Raw genomic sequence first — 18,674 nt, 5'->3', positions numbered from 1 at the left:
AGGGGACACACGCAAATTGGGCAAAAAAGTTGGTAAGAGCCTCGGTTGAGAGAGGGCGTCTTACCTTTTCTGGGAATGGGTGCTGACTGTAGGAAGAGAAGTGCAAGATCTGAGAAGTTTTTTTCGAAGGGAACGGGTAAGCTTGGGAGAAGAAAACATCCACTTATGCTTTGGGAGGGTTATGAGAAACGTTATTATCGGAACGATAATGCCGCTGGACGGGCTTATGAATGACCGCGCGGATGTGCCGCGTGAAGAAAGGAAGTGATATGGCTAAACTCGTGTTCGGAATGAACCAGTCCCTGGACGGCTACATCGACCATATGCGGTTTGGGCCAACAAGCCCCACGCTCTTCCGCCACTTCATCGAGGAGGCTCAGTTGCAGGCGGGTAGTATCTACGGTCGCCAAATGTATGAGGCCATGCGTTACTGGGATGACGATCATCCTGAATGGGATGCAGAGAAACACGCCTACGCTTCGGCGTGGCGGAACCAGCCGAAATGGGTCGTCTCGCGCTCGTTGAAGTCGGTCGGCCCCAACGCCAGGCTTGTTGAGGGTGATCTTGAGCGCGCGATCCGCGAGCTGAAGGCCGAGCGCGACGGGGAGATCGAAGTTGCTGGCCCGAACTTGGCGCACAGCCTCACCGAACTTGGCCTGATCGATGAGTATCGAATCTACCTGCACCCCATCGTGCTTGGTCATGGCAAGCCATATTTCGCCGGACCTCGACCGCCGCTCCGCCTTATGACCCATGATCGGATTGACGAGGATGTGATCAGGTTGACCTACGTTCCTGCTTCATCTCGCAACGCGCCGGATGGAAATCGCCGCTGAAGCTTGGGCTCGAATTGAGCCCAAAGCGACGGAGGCGGCCCGCTTTCGCTGGTTTTCATCGAGATCAGGCAGAGGAAGTTGGATCATGTCTGGCTTCCTCTGGGGCTTTTTCCGCGCTGCGTAGTCAGGTAATTTCAAGAAAAGCAGCCATTCATCAGATCCAAGCGTCCACAACGTTAATTGTGGCGACCGATAGCCCGTCTCGATCAGGCGCGGATTCTTTACCTCTTTGATGCGTTGTTATCCTCCCATTCCATCTTGGAGGAAGCCAGCTCTGTCTCCTGATACTCAAGCTTGAGCGTGCTGGTGTAGAAGCTGACCTGAACGCGCCTCTTAGCTAACCCAGCTTCTGCTGAGATTCGCCACCGACGAAAGCGGATATATCCTGATCACCACCGGATGGCTCTTGCATCTCCGGCGGCGCACAGGCGCCGTGTTGCGAATGATTACAATATGCACTGAGTTGTTATAATATTCCATATAAAGGGCCAGCTTGAAAACCATGGAAGAACTTACTTTTTTGTTCTGCTGACTCACGGTTGTTGCTCTGGATCGATTTTTTGCTTTAAATTGCGTTCGTAGAGATTGTTAGAGAGAAAGGTTCCTTCCGCAGTCAGTATCAGCGTTGTTGAAGCATCGATTTGCTTCAAAACGGGACTTAGCTTGATTTCGCTAAGTATTTGTTCAATGATATCAGCAAGTTCTTGTTTAGTAAAGCGGCGCTGCAACCATTCTCTATTAAAGGCCTCGCAGTATTTCAACTTTTCCTGGGGGAAAGGTGCAGGCTTTTTCGCGGGAATACTGACCGAACTGGTAATCTGTAACGCTGGAGGAATAGCTGAGATCATCAAGGCCAGTGGCCCATAGCGGTCTTGCTCTTTATAGCGCACCCCTTCAGGAAGGAAGCGCAAAGCGTGCATAAAATAGCGAGCGGCGCCAGGATTATACTCGATTGCGGCTCGTAGACCGTCCATAGCTTCTTGAGACATTGGCATGGCTTTATCCCTCCACAAGGTTCCAATGCGGAATCGCCAGAGCAGCTTCATAGGGAGAAAGGGACACAGAGACCAAAGTGGGAAAACGGTACGTGATGGACAGCTCCAAGATCATTGGCTCTTCATAGAAGATATTACCTTAGACGAGTTTATAACATATAATGTTGTGAGATGTCAATAGCATGGGTTCATACCTCACTCTGATCGTGATGTGCACTATGCGAGCTATGCGTATCCTACGCACTTGCTGAGTCTGGGTATCCAGATGAGTATGTCAGCCAAAGGCTTCTTCAAAACTCCAGATTAAGAAGAGGTGTATCTCAAGCAGTACCATGTTTGCGTAAAGAAAGATGGTGGCTAGCCTGGAAAATTGGCGTAAGGAAAGCGTGCAAAAACGTGATAGGTGAGCAGAGAGGAGAAGAACGTAATGCAGAAACTTAACCCGACAGCGTTCGATAGACCGCCTGATCGGCAAGGCCAGAGCAGCTCAATCTATCACGCCGAATATTCCCGCAAAGAACTTATGCAAACGCTTGTAGAGAGCGTAGAGGCGGCCCGCCCGCGTTTGCTGCGCCTGGCCCAAATGTCAGGCGTTGGATCAGCTGAGGCCGAAGATGTGGTCCAGGAGACCTATCTTGAGGCCTGGCGACACCTGGAGAAGCTCCAGCCGGAACGCGTCTCGGCCTGGCTGGATGGCATTTGCCGTAACATCTGCAAACGCCACATCCATGCTAAGTCTTCCACGCCCCAGATGGGTGAGTTGCCTGAAGCTATGGACGAAGCCGCCATAGAGCTGTTTGATCCTCTGGCTATCGATCCAGCGGAGGAACTTGAGCGCGAGGATATGCATGTGCTGCTCGATCGCGCTTTAGGACATCTTTCAGAGAGCACCCGCGAGTTGATCGAACTGTGCTATCTGGCCGAACTGCCTCAGCGCGAAGTAGCCGAGCGGCTTTCTCTGAGCCTTGGCGCGCTGGAACTCAAGTTGCACCGCGCGCGTCGCCAACTGCATCAGATCTTGCATGGAGAGCTGCGCAGTGAGGCCCAGGAAGCCGGGCTGAACCTGAGCTTAGATGAGGCTATGGGCTGGCAGGAAACGCGCCAATGGTGCTTGATATGCGGCAAGCGACGCCTGCGTGGGATTATCGCACAAGAGCCAGGCGGAGCCGTTATGCGCCTGCGCTGCCCTGAGTGTTCTCAACGCTATCAGATGGATTACACCAATACGGGACACTATCCAGGGGGCCTGGGTCCGATTCGCTCTTTTCGTCCAGCCATGAAACGTCTGGTGCAAGTTGGGGCAGAGTATTATCAGGCCTGCTTGAGCCAGCAACAATGTCCGACCTGCCACTCCCAGGTCCAGGTTAGCATTATTGATCGCCGTGAGCTTACACCACCTTACCGCTACTATGATGCCCTACCTCTTGGCGTGTATGCGCGCGTGGATTGCCCAGTCTGTGGCTCAGACTTCTGTGAAGCGTACTATCTGGCATCGCTGAATCCTACAGTTCGCGATTTTCTGTTGCGCCCGCGCGTTCTGTACGAACCTGCCACCTTTACGACCTATAAGGGGTCATCTGCAATCAGCTTTGGCCTGCGCGACCTCGCCAATGCTGAAATGCTCACCGTTCTATTACACCCCCGGACACTGCATGTGCTGGCCACCTTCTGTCAATAATGCTGCAGCTCTCAGCAGCATAGGGGAAAATGCTGCAATAGCGAAAAAGTGTGTAAGGTCAGCCCCAAAAACAGCGATAAGACAGCAGAAAATCGCACCTCATAGAAAAAGGCTGAGGAGCTTTGGAAGCCGAGTCTAGCAGAAAAGGATGACAAGCTGAGAGCTGGCCGGGCTTCCATTGCTGAGGCCTTATAAGGCCAATTCATATGGGGTTTTCCAGGAATAAGAGCAGTTAAGCAGGAGCTATGAATTCCATGTCATCTTCTTTCAGTCCAGATGAATTTACTCCGGCCGCTGGCGAGGCGCAGGCGCCAGAAACGCCGGTAGCGGCGAGCGAAACAGGCGTGAAAAGTGCTGCCACAAAACCAAGCACGGCCAAACAAGCGGTAGGAGGATTATTGCGCCCCTTCAAGGTGCTCAATTTCAGCTTGCTCTTTGGTGGGCAGACCATCTCAGTAATTGGCAATGCGCTCTATACAGTGGCCTTGCCGTGGTTGATCCTGAACAATGGAGGCAGCGCGCAGGAACTGGGCATTGTCCTGGCTGCCTATGGCATTCCGCGCATGGGCTGTATGCTTATGGGCGGTTGGCTCGCGGATCGCCTGCGCCCGCGCCGGGTTATGCTAATTGCCGATATTGTGCGCGCAGTGCTGGTAGGATTGCTGGCCTTGCTGGCCCTGCAGGGACATCCCACCCTCTGGCAGCTCTGCGCGATTGCCGTGCCGCTGGGAGCGTTAGGGGGAGCGTTTATGCCTGCCTCTATGTCCATTCTACCAGATATTCTTAATGATGATGATTTGCAGGGCGGAAATGCGCTCAACATGTCATCAATGCAAGGTGCGAATCTGCTAGGTTCGGCTGTGGCGGGTGTGATTGTAGCCATCTTCACAGCTGGCGTTGGCCTGCTTATCGATGCTGCGACCTTCGTCATTTCGGCAGTATCGCTAGCTTTGATGCGCATGAAAAGTAGTGCTCCGGGCAACAAACGCGAGGCGGGAGCAGCGAGTGCCGCTTCGCCTGATGAGGCTCAAGCGCAAGAGGCGCCCGTCAGCTTCTTGAGCTTTTTACGCTCCTCTCAATTGATCCATGTTGTCCTGCTCATCGCTGTGGCGGGAGGTTTCTGTTTAGGAGGGCTGATAGAGGTAGCGCTGCCTGCCTTTGTCCATGGCCCCATGCACGGAAGCGCAAGCGACTATGGTATCATCTTGGCCGGGGCGAGCGCGGGCGCACTCGTTGGTGGCATCTTCGCCGGCATGTTGGGCAAACTCAAGTACAAAGGCTTGACCATGCTTGGTAGCGGCTTGCTTGTCGCCGTCTCATTCGGCCTTCTGCCCTTTGCTGGTGTTCTGGGCGCAGCCGTCTGCATGCTGATAGGTGGCCTCACCAATAGTATTACCAATGTTCTACTTTTTACTAAGATCCAACTGATCGTGCCACGACATTTGCTCGGGCGCATGATGGGCTTGATAACCTTCGGATCATTTGGCATGTATCCAGTTTCGGCGGCTCTGATGGGCGTACTTAGCAACCAGTTTGGGCCGGCTCTCCTTTTTCCCTGCAGCGGACTCCTGTTAGCTTTGGTGATGCTGCTTGCCATGACCCAAAAATCACTGAGGGAGAGCTAGCCAGGTGCTCTCGTTAGATATTGCGAATGTGAAAGATAGAAGAAAGGAAATAAGTATTGATGTCATCTTCTCATGATGAATCTACGAAAATCAATGGTGAAACTGAAGCCAGCCATGGGCATGAGCCAGCGCGTGAAATCGAAGGGCAAACCACCAAGAGGAACGCTGTCCCACCGCTGGGCAAGTTGTACGATGTTGGCGAGGGGCGCCGGCTTATGCTGCATCATGCTGGAACTGGCACGCCTGCAGTAGTGTTTGAAGCGGGCGCCGGCGGGTTTGGCCTTGATTATCTTAGCCCGTTCGAACTGTGCGCCAGACGCACAACCTGTGTGCTCTACGATCGCGCGGGCAGCGGATGGAGTGATCCGGCACCCAGCTCCCGTAGCGCACAGGAGATCGTGACCGACCTGCATAGCGCGCTGGGTAAAGCTGGCGTCGAAGGTCCATATATATTGGTTGGGCACTCGCTGGGTGGAGTACTGGTGCGAGCATATACCCAGCACTTCCCGCGTGAGGTGGTGGGCCTGGTCCTCATCGACCCCGCCACCGAAAGCTTTCCACCGCCAGAGTCGGCGAATGATCCGGTGCTGCTGACGATGCAAGAACAGGTGCAGCGCAACCCTGAGATCATGCGTACGTGGTATCCGAGCTTGTTTGCTGAGTGGGAGAAGCTGCCTCAATCGGTGCGCGACCCGCTCATCGCTCGTCACATGGCCCCCGATCAGCTCCTCGTCCCTTTTCGCGACATCCAACTCGGTAAACGTCTCCAGGAGGCCGTCGCCAATGGACCTGCACTACCTATTATCCCGATCATCGTGCTGACCGGGATGCAAATCGATCCCTCGCCCGGTAGCTCCGATGAGGAGAAGCATGCCGCCAATCAGATCAAGCTTGCGGCTCATGCGGCCTTTGCCAATTCCGTGCCGCAAGGCGAGCATCGCGTGCTGCAGGATGCCGGCCATCTCTTCTACACGCAACGCCCGGATGTGGTGGTTGCAGCGGTTTTCGATATCCTCGATCGGCTTGCCAGGCGTTAGCTTTGTCACTTTTAGCTGAGTTGCTATCCCCTTGAGCGGCGTATGGGCTGCATTTATTCTCTCTTGTTACATCGTAGCGGCGGTAAGCGTAATGGTGAAGCTCATGACTAAGCTGATTGCGCTTGCTTGCCGCTGCTTATCTTTGCTTGCAGGGCTTTCCACTTCTCCCAAATAGTTCCCTCTTCTGCGCTGCCGTCAGGTAGCCAAAAAGACGAGATTTCCTTGCCAGATACGTTCTCTTGCTTTGGTTTAGGGGTATAATAGACAGTATAAGGATGTTTTTCGCTGGGGTTGAAAGGGTTGTTTCTGGTGCTATTTCTTTATAGGTTTTGCGTCCACGTAAAGCGTTTTTTTCTCTGTCTCCCTGGAGTTATTTGTTTGTGGTTGTTAACAACCCTCACTCCGAGCTATGGACTTATGCCGCAAGATCAAAATCAACAATATAACGAGTTCTGGTTGCAGGAAACCGCCAGCGCGTTTAAGGCCTGGAGCCTGACTGGCGCGACCATAGAAGCCGCGAAAGAGGGCGTGGCGATCCGCCTGGCTCCTGTGGCACAACACGCGCCCCAGCTAAGTTGCTCCGCCGAACCTATCGATGGTGGAGCTGCGAGTTTTTCGTCGGCTGCAGGTCTATGCGCCGGCCACGATCCGTTTGCAGCAGGCAGCTATAACCAGGGTAACTACTACAATGGCGGCGCATTTTACTATGGCACGCTTGTCTCGCCTGTTCAGCATACGCGCCAGCCTATCACGACGCTTATCGCTTCCTGGAATGCTGTAACCCCTGCCGGCACCTGGCTTGAGACGCATGTACGGGTATTGCAGGGCCAACAATGGAGCCATTGGTATGCGCTACCGATCTGGGCCAGCGATACGAGCACAGTTCGTCGCCATAGTGTGGATGGGCAGAGCAATGCTAGCGGCTCGATCTCTACTGATACGTTCGTAACGAATGGAAGCCCGGCCAGCGCCTATCAGCTCTCTATCACCCTCTTTACCACGAAACCCTCGGCTTCCCCGGAGCTGCACCGCGTGGCCGTGATCGCTTCACACGATAGTGCCGACATGCCACTATTTCCACCCGATCGTAGTGTGTGGAACCATGATCTCCCAGTTCCGCAGCGCTCACAGATGCTTTCTCAGTATCGTGGTATGTCCTATGGCGGCGGCGGTGAGGTCTGGTGTAGTCCAACTTCGACGAGTATGGTGATGGCCTACTGGTCGCAGGTTTTGCACCAGAGCTCGCTCGATCAGAGCGTGCCCGATGCCGCGCGCGATACCTACGATTATACCTATGAGGGAACCGGCAATTGGCCCTTTAATACAGCCTATGCCGCTGAATTTGGCCTTAAGGCCTTTGTGTCCCGCTTCTATTCCTTGAGCCAGCTTGAGGCCTGGATTAAGGCGCGCGTGCCCATCGTTATAAGTGTGGCCTATCAGCAAGGAGAATTGCCAGGTGCGCCTGTTCCTGCTGTGGCCGGCCATTTGATGGTCGTGCGCGGCTTTGCGGGCAATGGAGATGTGATTGTCAACGATCCGGCGGCCGAGGATGATGCAGGTGTGCGCATAACCTATCCCCGTCACGCGCTGGAGACGGCGTGGCTGCATAGCTCTCATGGGACTGTCTATATTATATATCCCACATCCTGGCTTGTGCCGACTCTGGGTTGAGCTAGCTTCTTAATAGAGGGCAAGCTGCGTCGGGCGAGATCAGGGAAGCTACGCGTTGGTGTTTCCCTGATCGTTCATATGTTGCCATAGCTGGTTGAGCTTCTCTTTGCCATTCGTACCGGCAACTGGCAAGAGGGCGCGCAGGGTCAGGACTGGATGTTGTTCAATTTTAACGATAAGCCGATCGAACAGGAATTCTCCGATATGTGGATGATAGAATTCTTGTGGACCTGTGCTGTCCGGCTGTACTTCGTATTGTGGCCACCAGCGTGCGAAGTCTTCGTTCTGGTGTAAGCGTTGTATAAGCCTGCTGAAGGCCTGATCATTTTGACTCTGTGCGTAGTCCATGCGGATATGGGCTACGGTCTCTCGCCCGCCGATCTCCCACCCTGGTAGTTGCTGTTGCATGCGAGCATTATTAAAGTAGTTTAGCGCGCCATTGCGTTCGCTTACAGGCAGGGAGCCCCAATCGGTTACCAGGTAGCTCTCGGCTTTGTTCCAGGCAAGAATATCCCAGCGTTGATTGCGAATATGCGCAGGGCAAGGATCAAGCGCTTCAAGCAAGGCTTGAAGCTGTGGCGAAACAGCTTCTAATGGCTCGGGGGCATCTTTTGGGGCAGGATAGCCGGCCAGGATGAACAGGACTTGCCGCTCATCCTCATTCAAGCGCAATACCTTGCTCAGGCGCTCCAACAAATCTTCTGAGGCCTTCACGTCTCGCCCTTGCTCCAACCAGGTGTACCAGGTGACGCCGATGCCGCTGAGCATGGCCACTTCCTCCCGGCGTAAGCCTGGCGTGCGTCTCTGGCCCCAGAGCGGTAGCCCTATTTCGGCCGGATTCAGGCGGGCGCGCCGCCTGCGCAAAAAGTTGGCAAGGGCGCTCCGGCGCTCTTTATCATCCATATACCTGCTATGTTCTCCTCATTCCATAGAGTCAGCTCTTTGGCTGCCTGGTAGTGGTCACTACTAGTATAGACTGCCTTCTGGTCCCAGTGTCAAATCAATGTTATGCTCTTCTATGTCGATCTGGGGAGCATAAAAGAGCATGGAGTGTTACAAGGAGGCGCCCGATAATAGACTTACTCTTCCTGCTCGTTAGCTTCCTGGTGCTTTTGTTAAACAGTTTTACCTTGAAAAGAAACGTGTGATGGATCAACATAGCGATCAGCAAGCAAATATAAAGAATTTAGCTCTCGATAATGTTTCTGTACCTGGCTGGGAGCCAGGGAGTAAGGAAAATAAGCGTGTCTCGCTGGAGCCGCAACAGTCTGGACAGGAGAAAAATATGGCTGCTTCAGCCGATCAGCCACTTACTGCCAGCGGCTCGGCACCGAAATTACGCTGGCTTACGCTAGCGGCGGCCAGCTTCGGCATGTTTATGGTGACGTTGGACACAACCATTGTCAACGTCGCACTTCCCCAGCTTCAGCAAACGTTGGGCGCTAGCATGACCGGCCTGCAATGGACCGTGGATGGCTACACGCTAGCCTTTGCCAGCCTCTTGTTAATGACCGGGGCGCTGAGTGATCGGCTTGGCAGTAAACGTATCTTTCTATCTGGCCTGCTTATCTTTACGCTCACTTCGGCTCTCTGTGCCCTGGCCCCATCGCTGCCAGTTTTGATCGTGGCTCGGGTCTTGCAGGGGGTGGGAGCGGCGTTTCTCCTGCCGGCCTCTCTGGCGCTCATTACCTATGCCTTTTCCAATGCTCGCGAGCGGGCCAATGCTATTGGGATCTGGGCGGGCATCGCGGCTGTGGCGGCGGCCGCTGGTCCCGTGGTGGGCGGTTTTCTTGTCGAGGGGATTGGCTGGCGTAGCGTCTTTTTCATCAATGTTCCTGTGGGGCTGCTTGGCGTTCTGGTTACGCTCTTCTTTGTAGCCGAGACAGCCATGGTGAAGAAGCGCTCGCTTGATCTCGTTGGCCAGGTTACCGGGATCGTTGCCCTGGCCGCGCTGACTTTTGCGCTGATTGAAGGCGGATCTCTGAGCTGGGGCGCGCCTCTGGTGCTTCTGGCTCTGGTCCTCTTTGTACTGACCGCGCTGGCTTTTATTCTGACAGAACAGCGCAGCCAGAGCCCGATGCTGCCCCTGGTCCTCTTTCGCATCCCGACCTTTTCGGCGGCCACGGCGATTGGTTTGCTGATCAACTTTAGCTTCTATGGGCTTCTGTTTCTGCTCAGCGTTTTCTTTCAGCAAGTGCAGGGCTATTCTGCCTGGCAGACCGGCTTACGTTTGCTCCCACTTACGCTTATCAATGTGGTAGGAACTAATCTTTCGGGGCGTATCGCCGGGCGCGTTGGGGCACGTATTCCTGTAACGCTGGGGATGCTGATTTGCGCGCTTGGTGTGTTCGCCTTTCTGGCCTTTGGGGAGAGTGCTAGCTACCCGCTGATCGTGCTCTTTTTTGTGGCCATCGGGCTCGGTTCGTCCTTAGCCGTGCCGGCTCTGACTTCGGCCCACCTTGGCTCAGTGGTGCGTGAGCAAGCGGGAATCGCTTCAGGCGTACTCAATGCTAGCCGACAGGCGGGGAGCGTCTTTGGCATCGCTGTGCTTGGCTCGCTTCTTGGTTCATCAACGGGTCAGGCTGCGCTGACCGGCATTCATATGGCCCTGATTGTGGCTGGGGCTGCACTCATTATAAGCGGGGTAATTGCTGTGTTTGCTATCCCGCATGGGGCAGATCCTGAGCAGATGAGCGAGGCGCTGGTAGGCTAAGTAAGGCTGTTGCTTATATTCTTTGCGGGAGGCTCGGGGTTGGCGGAATAAAGTAGCAGGGTTAGCAGGGCTGAGCCTCCGCAAAATTCGGAATTGTTTGTTCTTTATCCTGATCTCTATAGGGAAATCCAGTAACGACACACCGGGCTCGGCCATCCCTCGACTACTATGATATCCTCCAATATTCCTCCATTGGACTCAATTATGGCTCTTGAGCTGTGGTTATTCTTGTCGCTGGTGAGCAGGACGCGCTTCAAACCGGAGATTTTTGCCTGCTCAAGCCCATGTTTGAGAATGAGCTTTCCATAGCCCTGCTTTCTGCGCGAAGGGCGAATAGCGTAGCCGATGTGCCCACCTTTTTGCCGCAGGCGTTCGTTCAATTCATGCCGCAGTAGAAGCCTTCCAAGATATTCGTTTCCCTCGACTAACCAGAACTCAGAGCAAGGAACCTGTCCAGGCTCAAGCTTGTTACGATCAGCCTGCGTACGAAGCTGCTGGACAAAGCTAGTAAAATTGCTGGCTAGCTCTGCGCTAGCAATCTCCTTTTGTCGACCTTCCTCTTGAAACTCGCTTAGAGCCTTGAGATAACTATCTCGATAGTCTACAGCGGGAGTGGTTAAAAATGCCATATTTCCTTGCTATACCTCCATTTTGCCAGGGCTTTCGCTCTGCTGGCGGCTGCGATGCCTGCGCACCCGTACTTTGTTCCCGCAGATATTTGTTCTACAATACTGGCGACTATGATTCTTTGTTGCATCTATGAACAGCCATTCGCATCTAGCGTTGGCACATTGGCGTATCAGCTTGGCTTCAGCAGAGGTGAGCAGTAGCGCCGCCGAGCGTGCAAGAGGCCCGAGGATCTGATCGAGGCTCCCTTCCTCATTTTGCCTCCATTCCCACTGATAGCCGTCTGCTGTAAGGTTGATCCTGGCTCCGCTTGTTCCCTGCATCAATTCTGCGTTGAGTGTCTCTAGATCTGCTGTGGCCGGCCTGCTCTCGCTGATGAAGGCCATAAAAAGGCTATAGATTGCCTCTCTGAGCAGTAAGGCACGCTCCAGGACAAGCTTTGCCTTCTCCTCGTCACGCCGGGCTTTCTGTTGTAGCGCCTCTGCTTCGCTCTCAGCGATCAAGCCAGCCAGGCGACTCCAGGCGAGCAGATTGCTATAACTCGTCAAGCCTTCATAATAGAGCTTGCCGCTAATTCTGTGGACAGTATTTACAAAATCAAGGCATACAGATCCGCCAATGAATTCGAAGCCAGGCTGGGGCTTTGAGATGATGGCCATCTCCTACTCGCTTTCTGTGTGTAATAGCTTATAGGGCTATTGACCTATTACATTTCATCTGATATAGTTGTAATAGTCTAAAGATATTATAAAGCGTTACCTTGACTTGTCAAGGAAATATGAGTAAGGAGAGTTCAATAGTTTATGAAAATGCTGAAGCATGTTACTTCAGACATCGATGCTACGCGCCCGCCCGCACGAATTTTTCCTGGCTGGCTCGTCGTCGCAGGAACCTTTGTCGTGTCCCTGCTGGGATTTGGCGTTGCCTATACATTTTCCTCATTTCTGCCACCCTTACAGCAAGCGTTTGCGGCGACCCGTGGCGATGTCTCGTTAGTCTTCGCCTTGAGTGGTTTCCTCTATTTCTGTCTTGGGGCCATAAGCGGTCCGCTCGCCGACCGCCTGGGTCCGCGCTGGCTGGCGGTTGGGGGAATGCTCTGTATTGGGCTTGGCATGCTGCTCACTAGCCAGGCTCAGGCCCTATGGCAGGTGTATGTAAGCTATGGCTTGAGTGTTGGGCTTGGCGTCGGCTTCTCCTATACCCCGGCGATTGCTGCTGTCCAGCGTTGGTTCGTGCAAAAACGGGGCTTTGCGGCGGGAATGGCGGCAGCGGGGATCGGCATTGGAACCCTTATCATACCGCCACTGGCGACCTGGCTTATCGGTACAACCGGGTGGCGTACTACCTATATCATCCTGGGCATCATAACTCTGCTGCTTGGTCCGGTTGCCGCGCTCCTGCTTGAGCATTCGCCGCAACGGCGAGGCTTGCTGCCGGATGGCGCTTCCCTGAGTAGTGAAAGAGATACGAACGCTCAACAGGACGGGCCGACATTAGGGCAAGCCTTACGTTCGCGCACATTCTGGCTGCTCTATATCTCGACCTTTGCGGCGGGCCTGGCAGCCTTCACGCCATTCGCTCATTTGGCCGCCTATGCCCACGATCATGGGCTTTCCGCGGCGTTTGGCGCTACGCTGATTGCGCTGATTGGTGTGGGTAGCACGGCAGGCCGCTTTCTCCTGGGCAAGGCAGCGGATCGTCTGGGTTTACGCTATTCGCTCATGGTGATGTACTTCGGCATGATGGTGATGTTTTTCTGGTGGTTGCTGGCAGTCAATACCTGGACCCTGGTCGTGCTAGCTCTGCTCTTTGGCGTCTTCTATGGAGGCTTTGCAGCTCTGGCGCCAGCGTTGACGGCGGTTTACTTTAATGGGCGTCGTTTTAGTAGCATTATTGGTGTCCAGTTTACTGGCGTTGGAATCGGTACGCTTCTGGGACCCAGCCTCGCCGGCCTGGTTTATGATCTCAGCCATAGTTATATGGTGCCTATTCTGGTTAGCGCGGCGGCCTGCTTGATTGCAACGCTTTGCTTGTTCTTCATAGGCAATCCAAGCCAACCGAAGTGAGGCTGTTACATTTCATGCTAATTCTAGCAAGGAGGCTGATCTATGTCACAAACTTTCTTTCGCCCTAATGATGAGCAGGCCGTCAAATGCCAGCGTAGCTATGAGGTTCCGGCTGGACCGCTGTTCTTACGAACCTTTTGCAGCGCCTCTTTCGTCTCTGAGCTTGTGCCAGATGCCGGCCTGCATGCCTTCGCCCACTTTCCGCAGCGTGAGCATGAGCTCCTCAGAACGATTGCTGAGCGCTCAGATAGTATCCTCACCCTGGCCTATAACGAGCAGAAAGTGCTTATTGGACAGGTTAGCCTGCTTCCCGCCACTGCACACTGGCTGGGCATACCCAATCTCTATGAGATTGCCCTTGAGGTCAGTGCGGATTGGCGTAGACAAGGTATCGTCAGACAATTGCTCAAGATGGTCTCTGAGCTGGAATGCTTTGACGATTTGATCGTCATCGGCATGGGTTTAAGCTGGCATTGGGATTTCAAAGGACTCGGCTTGACGCCCATGGCCTACCGCGCTCTGATCGAACGGCTCTTCGCCCGGTATGGCTTTGCGGAATATCTTACCTCCGATGAGAATATACGTATGGACCCGGCGAACACCTTTCTTGCGCGCCTTGGCTACCATGTGCCTTCAACCCACCTCTCCCAGTTTTATCAGCGGCTTCTACAATCAGACACTCTGCCAGGGATGTGAGGCAGCATTTTAGAGCATGCAAGCAGATAGCAGGGAAATAGGTTCTATGTGCTCTGCTATCTTTGCCTGTTCAATGATGAGGCAATAGAGTCTTATACCATAGTTTAGTTCATAATAAGTAACTGTTGCACACTGATAGTGACGAATTGTAAGAACATATGATTGTTGCACACTGATAGTGACGAATTGTGAGAACTTATTACATTGCGATATATTTATTGAAAAATACGAATATATGGGCTATACTTGTGATAGCGTCAGTGTAGCAACGAAGCGCTGAGGCAGAAATACAAAGAAGGGAGGTAATCCAATGAGAGACAGCTTTGGTAAAAAGCGGGCTGAGGATACTGGTTGGGGCTAAGCCGTTAACTTGAGGTGCGGGCTCTTCAGAGATAAGCCGTGTATTTCTCTGAAGAGCTGCGGAGCATTTTCTCGCGCTTTAGCAGCCGCAATGAAGGAAGTAGACATTCCAGTCGTACCCATAGCAATACCATCCATGGGAAGTTCCGCTTCGAACACCACATCCCCAGTCGGGCATACAAAAGTAATTCCTACAGCCTCCCCCACTGGCATATGCGACTGCCTGAGGCAATAGGCGCTCACAGAGCTTTTCGACAAGCGCATTGACCGGCCCCAATTTTTTGATAAAACTATCAATAGCTTGAATTTGCACTTGTTCCTCCTAATCATCTAATTAACAAGTCACACTCCTATTGTAGCATAAAAGCCGCTTAAAGTGAAGAGAAGATTGCACGCATCAGGAATGTGACTTGAGGCCATCTTCATGAATCTCCTGCATGCGTTGGGCATAGATATGACAGCTTGCTTGCCAGAAAGGGTGCAGTCATTGACAGCAGGTAGAATATGGACTACAATAAAAACTGACTGGTCAGTTATGGAGGTGCGTATCTATGTCCCCTCGTCCCGATGTAAGTGAAGAACGCAAAAAGCAAATCATGGAGGCTGCCCTCGCGGTGTTTGCGCGGCTGGGTTTTCGCTCTGCCCGCATGGATGATGTTGCCGAACAGGCCGGGCTATCAAAAGGAGCGCTATATCTCTACTATAAGAGTAAAGATGCCATTATTGCAGCGCTGCTCAAATACATTTTTATGCAGGAAGCCGGACGATTGCAGGCGCTTATTGAGACTGAGCAGGAGGGTAGCGTTGCCGAGCAGGTGATGGCACTTACCCATCAGTTGTTACAGGCAATGGCATGGATGCCAAAGATGATGCCCATCGCCTTCGAGTTTTATGCTATTGCCGGTCGCAACAAAGAAGTTCGTCAGTTCCTCAAGCAGTATTACCATGAATATAGTGATGTGCTGGCCCGCTTGATCACGCGCGGCATCGAACAGGGAGAGTTTCGCGCCGTGGACGCGCGAGCAGCGGCGACCACTCTTGTTGCCTTGTTCGAAGGGCTGGCGCTGCTGTTTTTTGTCTATCAGGGCGATACCCAACAGTGGGCCGCGCAAATCGAACTAGCAACTCGCTTGTTTCTTGAGGGATTGGAACAGCGTTCCTAAAAGAAGGCCTCTAGCGCAACAGAGGCCTTCTTTCGGAGCGAGGCAGTCCTTAGCCTTACTTTGCTCTGCGCTTTCGAACGTGTTATGGGAGAACTTGTTTGCCCAGGATCTCCTCAGCTGATGAACCAGGCTCTGCCGCTTGCAGCTGCCCGGACTTGTGCTTAAGGGCGTGCATGAGGATAGCGGCAAGCACTATGCCGATCAGCATTGGACCGGCGGCAATCAAGAAGGCATTCTGTATGCCATGATTCAGCGCACTAAGCATCGTGTTGCCTGTAAGTCCCTTCGCCCCGGCATTTGCGATGGCCTCAAATACTGCCAGGCCAATAGCACTGCCAACTTGCTGGGTAGTGCTGGCCATGCCTGAAGCAACGCCCTGCTCCTGAGCGGGTATGCCACTGGCGGCAGCTATCCACATTGCGGTCCAGGTGATGCCCTGGCCCAGGCCAGCGATGATTCCGCAGGGCAGGAGGTTGATGAGATAGGGGCCGTCAGGGTTCAGTTGGAAAGCGAGCAGAATGAACATCACTATGCCAATCGCCATACCAATGATTATGGTGGTGCGTGTACCCAGCCTGGTTGAGAGGCGCCCACCGATGTTGGTTCCGATCATGACGGCTAGCGAGAGGGGCAGCGAAACCAGGCCTGCTTCCAGGGCTGAGGCATGATGGACTTGCTGGAGCCAGATGGTGAGCAGGTAGGGCTGTACGCCAAAGGTGCCCATAAAGATGGCAGTCATGAGCATTGAGGCCACAAGGCTGCGGTTGCGCAAGAGGCGCAGCGGCATAAGTGGCGTCCTGGTGCGCGCTTCGATCAGAATAAAGATGGCGAAGAGCAGCAAGGCGACAAAAATGATAGTCAACGTCGTGGGTGAGGTCCAGCCGATGGCAGTTCCCTCAGTCAGTCCATAGACGAGCAGCAGCGAGGCGGCGGTTGAGATAATGGCGCCGGGCAGATCAAAGCTGCGCGCCGAGATGGGCTTGTTGGTGTCTCGTGGCAACAGTAAGGGGGCGGCCAGAGCAAGGAGAAGCGCAAAGGGTACATTGACAAAAAAGGTCCATTGCCAGCCAAGGGCGCTAGTTAACACTCCTCCCAGCAGAGTTCCTACTGATAGACCGCTGCCTCCGGCGGCGCTCCAGATGCTGAGAGCACGGTTGCGCTCCCTTCCTTCGGCAAAGACGGTATTCACGTTTGAGAGGGTGGCGGGAAAGAGCAATGCACCTCCCAAACCCTGTACGCCACGCGCGATAATAAGCAGCTCTGGCGTGGGAGACAGGCCTCCTACAAGTGAAGAGACGGCATAGAGCGCCGCAGCAATGGTGAACATTCTTCGGCGTCCCAGTAGATCAGCCATGCGCCCACCCAGAAGCAAGAAGCCACCAAAGATCAAGGCGTAGGCGTTGACGACCCATTGCAGATCATGAGCCGAGAAGCCCAGGCTCTTGCCAATGGAGGGTAAGGCGATATATACGATGCTGATGTCTATGGATATGATGGCCTGCGAGCAGGCGAGCAAGGCCAGAGCCCAACCACTACGGGTTGAATGCCTGAGTCCTTGATTACGATTACTCATCTGTTAGTTCTCCTATGCCTGAAGGTTTGAGATGACCCCCCTAAATCTCTGCCATGCGGAGGATGAGGAATAAGATTCCTATATCCTGTCAAGCGCTCATCCTTTCTAGCATTTACAAGTATCTCTATGCGGCTTTATCCGGGCAGGGTTATCATCTCACTACTTATTTGTTCCAATTTTTATTGGAACAAGGGAATTATAATTCAAAAAAAATTGAAATGTCAAGATGGCAAGTATGTCAAAGTAAGAACAGAGAGCTATTTTGGCAAATAAAGTATTACAATTGAAATATTACCTTGACAGTCACAGTACTATGACATATACTTCGACTATGAGGTGGTGTTATGGGTGAAAACAAACTGACCTCCGACCTGCTGCGCGGGCATACCGATACGATGATTTTACGGCTCTTATCGGAAGCTGACCGCTACGGCTATGAAATTGTCAAGCTGATTGCTGAGCGCTCAGGCGGTGAATATGAATTAAAGGAAGCCACGATGTATTCAAGCGTTAGGCGCCTTGAATTGGATGGTGACATCGAATGGTATTGGGGCGATGAATCGCAAGGAGGAAGGCGCAAATACTTCAGGATTACCGAAAAAGGGAAAAAGACGTATGAGCGCAACAAACGCAATTGGAAGTATGCCAAGCACGTGCTTGACAATCTATTGTAAAGGAAAGGCATTGCAATGAACGAGAAATTGAACAACTATGTCAACGGCGTTTTTGCTCCCTACGAGGGGAGCAAAAGCGTCGCCGAATTAAAGGCGGATTTGCTCTCCGATTTGCAGGAGCGCTTCCAAGAACTCAAGGCCGAAGGTAAGGATGACCAGACTGCCTTTGCTATGACCCTTGAGAGCATCGGCGATATTGAGCAAACCGTCCGCGAAGTTGCCAATCTCTCTCACTCGCTGGAGCGGCAGGTAGTCATCAACTTTGGAGGGAGCAATTTGCCACAGAGCGACTTTGTGGGCGTGGTCGCTCATCAAGGCAAGTTTCGGGGAAGTACGTTGCGTGGCTCTGACTTTTCGCGTGCAGACTTAACCGGGAGCTCGTTTCGGAGCAGTGACTTACGAGAAGCCAATTTCTCTGGCGCCAATCTGACCGATTGCGACTTCACTACCCTTGAACTTACTGATGCGAACTTCAACGAAGCCATCCTGGTGCGCACCACGTTTAATGTGGTGGGGCTGGGCGGCGCAAAATTCATCGACGTCAAGCTGACTGATGTCAAATTCACTAAGACTGACCTGAGACAAACCACCTTTGAACACTGTTCCTTTATCGGCGTGGACTTCCACTCTTCCGATCTGAGGGGCCAGCGCCTTGATGGGCAGACTTTTATCGGCGTCACGTTTGACCTGCCGACACTGCAGGATGTCTCGTTTGATGGCGCAACTCTCAAAAATGTGTCTTTCCGTCAAACGGGGATCTGGTCCTTAAGGCGTGCCATTGAATCCCTACACCTTGACGGCGCGATAGTGGATAAACTCACATATAAGGAGCTCCAGAGCCTGGGTGCTGATGTATCGAAGGTAACTGTCATCTAAGAAGCTCATTGTGCAAACTATTGCTATTCAAGTACAAGATATTCAAAAATCGTAAGCAGCTCAACGTCTTTCTGCTCTTGATCG

At 53.1% G+C, this 18,674-nt stretch carries 16 protein-coding genes; 11 read left to right on the top strand and 5 right to left on the bottom strand.

The window, feature by feature from the left end; translation table 11 throughout:
* Positions 1 to 269: 269 nt before the first annotated feature.
* Entirely contained in the window at positions 270 to 836 is a 567-nt protein-coding gene (locus EPA93_RS06510; protein WP_129886271.1) for a dihydrofolate reductase family protein, read from the top strand.
* A gap of 533 nt (positions 837 to 1,369) precedes the next feature.
* Here EPA93_RS06510 and EPA93_RS06505 read toward each other — a convergent pair.
* The gene (locus EPA93_RS06505; RefSeq protein WP_129886270.1) at positions 1,370 to 1,831 is read right to left on the bottom strand and encodes a hypothetical protein; all 462 of its coding nucleotides are present in this window, start codon (positions 1,829 to 1,831) and stop codon (positions 1,370 to 1,372) included.
* A 427-nt stretch (positions 1,832 to 2,258) separates the two neighbouring features.
* On the opposite strand from EPA93_RS06505, the gene EPA93_RS06500 reads away from it, so the two are divergent.
* From EPA93_RS06500 to EPA93_RS06485, 4 genes are all read left to right on the top strand, one after another.
* Positions 2,259 to 3,509, top strand: coding sequence for an RNA polymerase sigma factor (locus EPA93_RS06500; protein WP_129886269.1), 1,251 nt, complete (start codon positions 2,259 to 2,261; stop codon positions 3,507 to 3,509).
* 254 nt (positions 3,510 to 3,763) lie between these two features.
* Positions 3,764 to 5,134 (top strand): MFS transporter, encoded by a 1,371-nt coding sequence (locus EPA93_RS06495; protein WP_129886268.1) that lies wholly within the window; start codon positions 3,764 to 3,766, stop codon positions 5,132 to 5,134.
* Between the two features lie 59 nt (positions 5,135 to 5,193).
* The gene (locus EPA93_RS06490) at positions 5,194 to 6,171 is read left to right on the top strand and encodes an alpha/beta fold hydrolase (protein WP_129886267.1); all 978 of its coding nucleotides are present in this window, start codon (positions 5,194 to 5,196) and stop codon (positions 6,169 to 6,171) included.
* Positions 6,172 to 6,588: 417 nt separating this feature from the next.
* On the top strand, positions 6,589 to 7,842 hold the full coding sequence (locus EPA93_RS06485) for a peptidase C39 family protein (protein WP_129886266.1): 1,254 nt from the start codon (positions 6,589 to 6,591) through the stop codon (positions 7,840 to 7,842).
* A 48-nt stretch (positions 7,843 to 7,890) separates the two neighbouring features.
* On the opposite strand, the gene EPA93_RS06480 is transcribed toward EPA93_RS06485, so the two are convergent.
* On the bottom strand, positions 7,891 to 8,745 hold the full coding sequence (locus EPA93_RS06480) for a helix-turn-helix transcriptional regulator (RefSeq protein WP_129886265.1): 855 nt from the start codon (positions 8,743 to 8,745) through the stop codon (positions 7,891 to 7,893).
* Between the two features lie 244 nt (positions 8,746 to 8,989).
* On the opposite strand from EPA93_RS06480, the gene EPA93_RS06475 reads away from it, so the two are divergent.
* Complete coding sequence (locus EPA93_RS06475; protein WP_129886264.1) at positions 8,990 to 10,555, top strand: MFS transporter; 1,566 nt, start codon at positions 8,990 to 8,992, stop codon at positions 10,553 to 10,555.
* A gap of 116 nt (positions 10,556 to 10,671) precedes the next feature.
* On the opposite strand, the gene EPA93_RS06470 is transcribed toward EPA93_RS06475, so the two are convergent.
* Together EPA93_RS06470 and EPA93_RS06465 are read right to left on the bottom strand one after the other, a co-directional pair.
* On the bottom strand, positions 10,672 to 11,184 hold the full coding sequence (locus EPA93_RS06470; protein WP_129886263.1) for a GNAT family N-acetyltransferase: 513 nt from the start codon (positions 11,182 to 11,184) through the stop codon (positions 10,672 to 10,674).
* A gap of 9 nt (positions 11,185 to 11,193) precedes the next feature.
* Positions 11,194 to 11,841 (bottom strand): CGNR zinc finger domain-containing protein, encoded by a 648-nt coding sequence (locus tag EPA93_RS06465; protein WP_129886262.1) that lies wholly within the window; start codon positions 11,839 to 11,841, stop codon positions 11,194 to 11,196.
* Between the two features lie 144 nt (positions 11,842 to 11,985).
* Here EPA93_RS06465 and EPA93_RS06460 point away from each other — a divergent pair, with 144 nt between their 5' ends.
* The 3 genes from EPA93_RS06460 to EPA93_RS06450 all read left to right on the top strand — a co-directional run bounded on the left by EPA93_RS06460 (position 11,986) and on the right by EPA93_RS06450 (position 15,467).
* Complete coding sequence (locus EPA93_RS06460; RefSeq protein ID WP_207229463.1) at positions 11,986 to 13,248, top strand: MFS transporter; 1,263 nt, start codon at positions 11,986 to 11,988, stop codon at positions 13,246 to 13,248.
* Positions 13,249 to 13,290: 42 nt separating this feature from the next.
* Positions 13,291 to 13,944 (top strand): GNAT family N-acetyltransferase, encoded by a 654-nt coding sequence (locus EPA93_RS06455; protein ID WP_129886261.1) that lies wholly within the window; start codon positions 13,291 to 13,293, stop codon positions 13,942 to 13,944.
* A 911-nt stretch (positions 13,945 to 14,855) separates the two neighbouring features.
* Positions 14,856 to 15,467: a TetR/AcrR family transcriptional regulator gene (locus tag EPA93_RS06450; RefSeq protein WP_129886260.1), complete on the top strand. Its 612-nt coding sequence runs from the start codon at positions 14,856 to 14,858 to the stop codon at positions 15,465 to 15,467.
* Positions 15,468 to 15,549: 82 nt separating this feature from the next.
* Here EPA93_RS06450 and EPA93_RS06445 read toward each other — a convergent pair whose 3' ends face one another.
* Entirely contained in the window at positions 15,550 to 17,040 is a 1,491-nt protein-coding gene (locus EPA93_RS06445; protein WP_129886259.1) for an MFS transporter, read from the bottom strand.
* A gap of 344 nt (positions 17,041 to 17,384) precedes the next feature.
* Here EPA93_RS06445 and EPA93_RS06440 point away from each other — a divergent pair, with 344 nt between their 5' ends.
* Together EPA93_RS06440 and EPA93_RS06435 are read left to right on the top strand one after the other, a co-directional pair.
* Positions 17,385 to 17,714 carry a PadR family transcriptional regulator gene (locus EPA93_RS06440; RefSeq protein ID WP_129886258.1) on the top strand — a complete coding sequence of 110 codons (330 nt, stop codon included), beginning with the start codon at positions 17,385 to 17,387 and terminating at the stop codon, positions 17,712 to 17,714.
* Positions 17,715 to 17,729: 15 nt separating this feature from the next.
* A complete protein-coding gene (locus tag EPA93_RS06435) occupies positions 17,730 to 18,590 on the top strand; it encodes a pentapeptide repeat-containing protein (RefSeq protein WP_129886257.1) in 861 nt (286 codons plus the stop codon).
* Positions 18,591 to 18,674: the final 84 nt, after the last annotated feature.

The sequence above is a fragment of the Ktedonosporobacter rubrisoli genome, from assembly GCF_004208415.1.
In the GTDB taxonomy this organism is placed as follows: domain Bacteria; phylum Chloroflexota; class Ktedonobacteria; order Ktedonobacterales; family Ktedonobacteraceae; genus Ktedonosporobacter; species Ktedonosporobacter rubrisoli.
The sequence above is the reverse complement of the archived record's forward strand: the minus strand, read 5'-3'. Positions and strand labels throughout refer to the sequence as shown.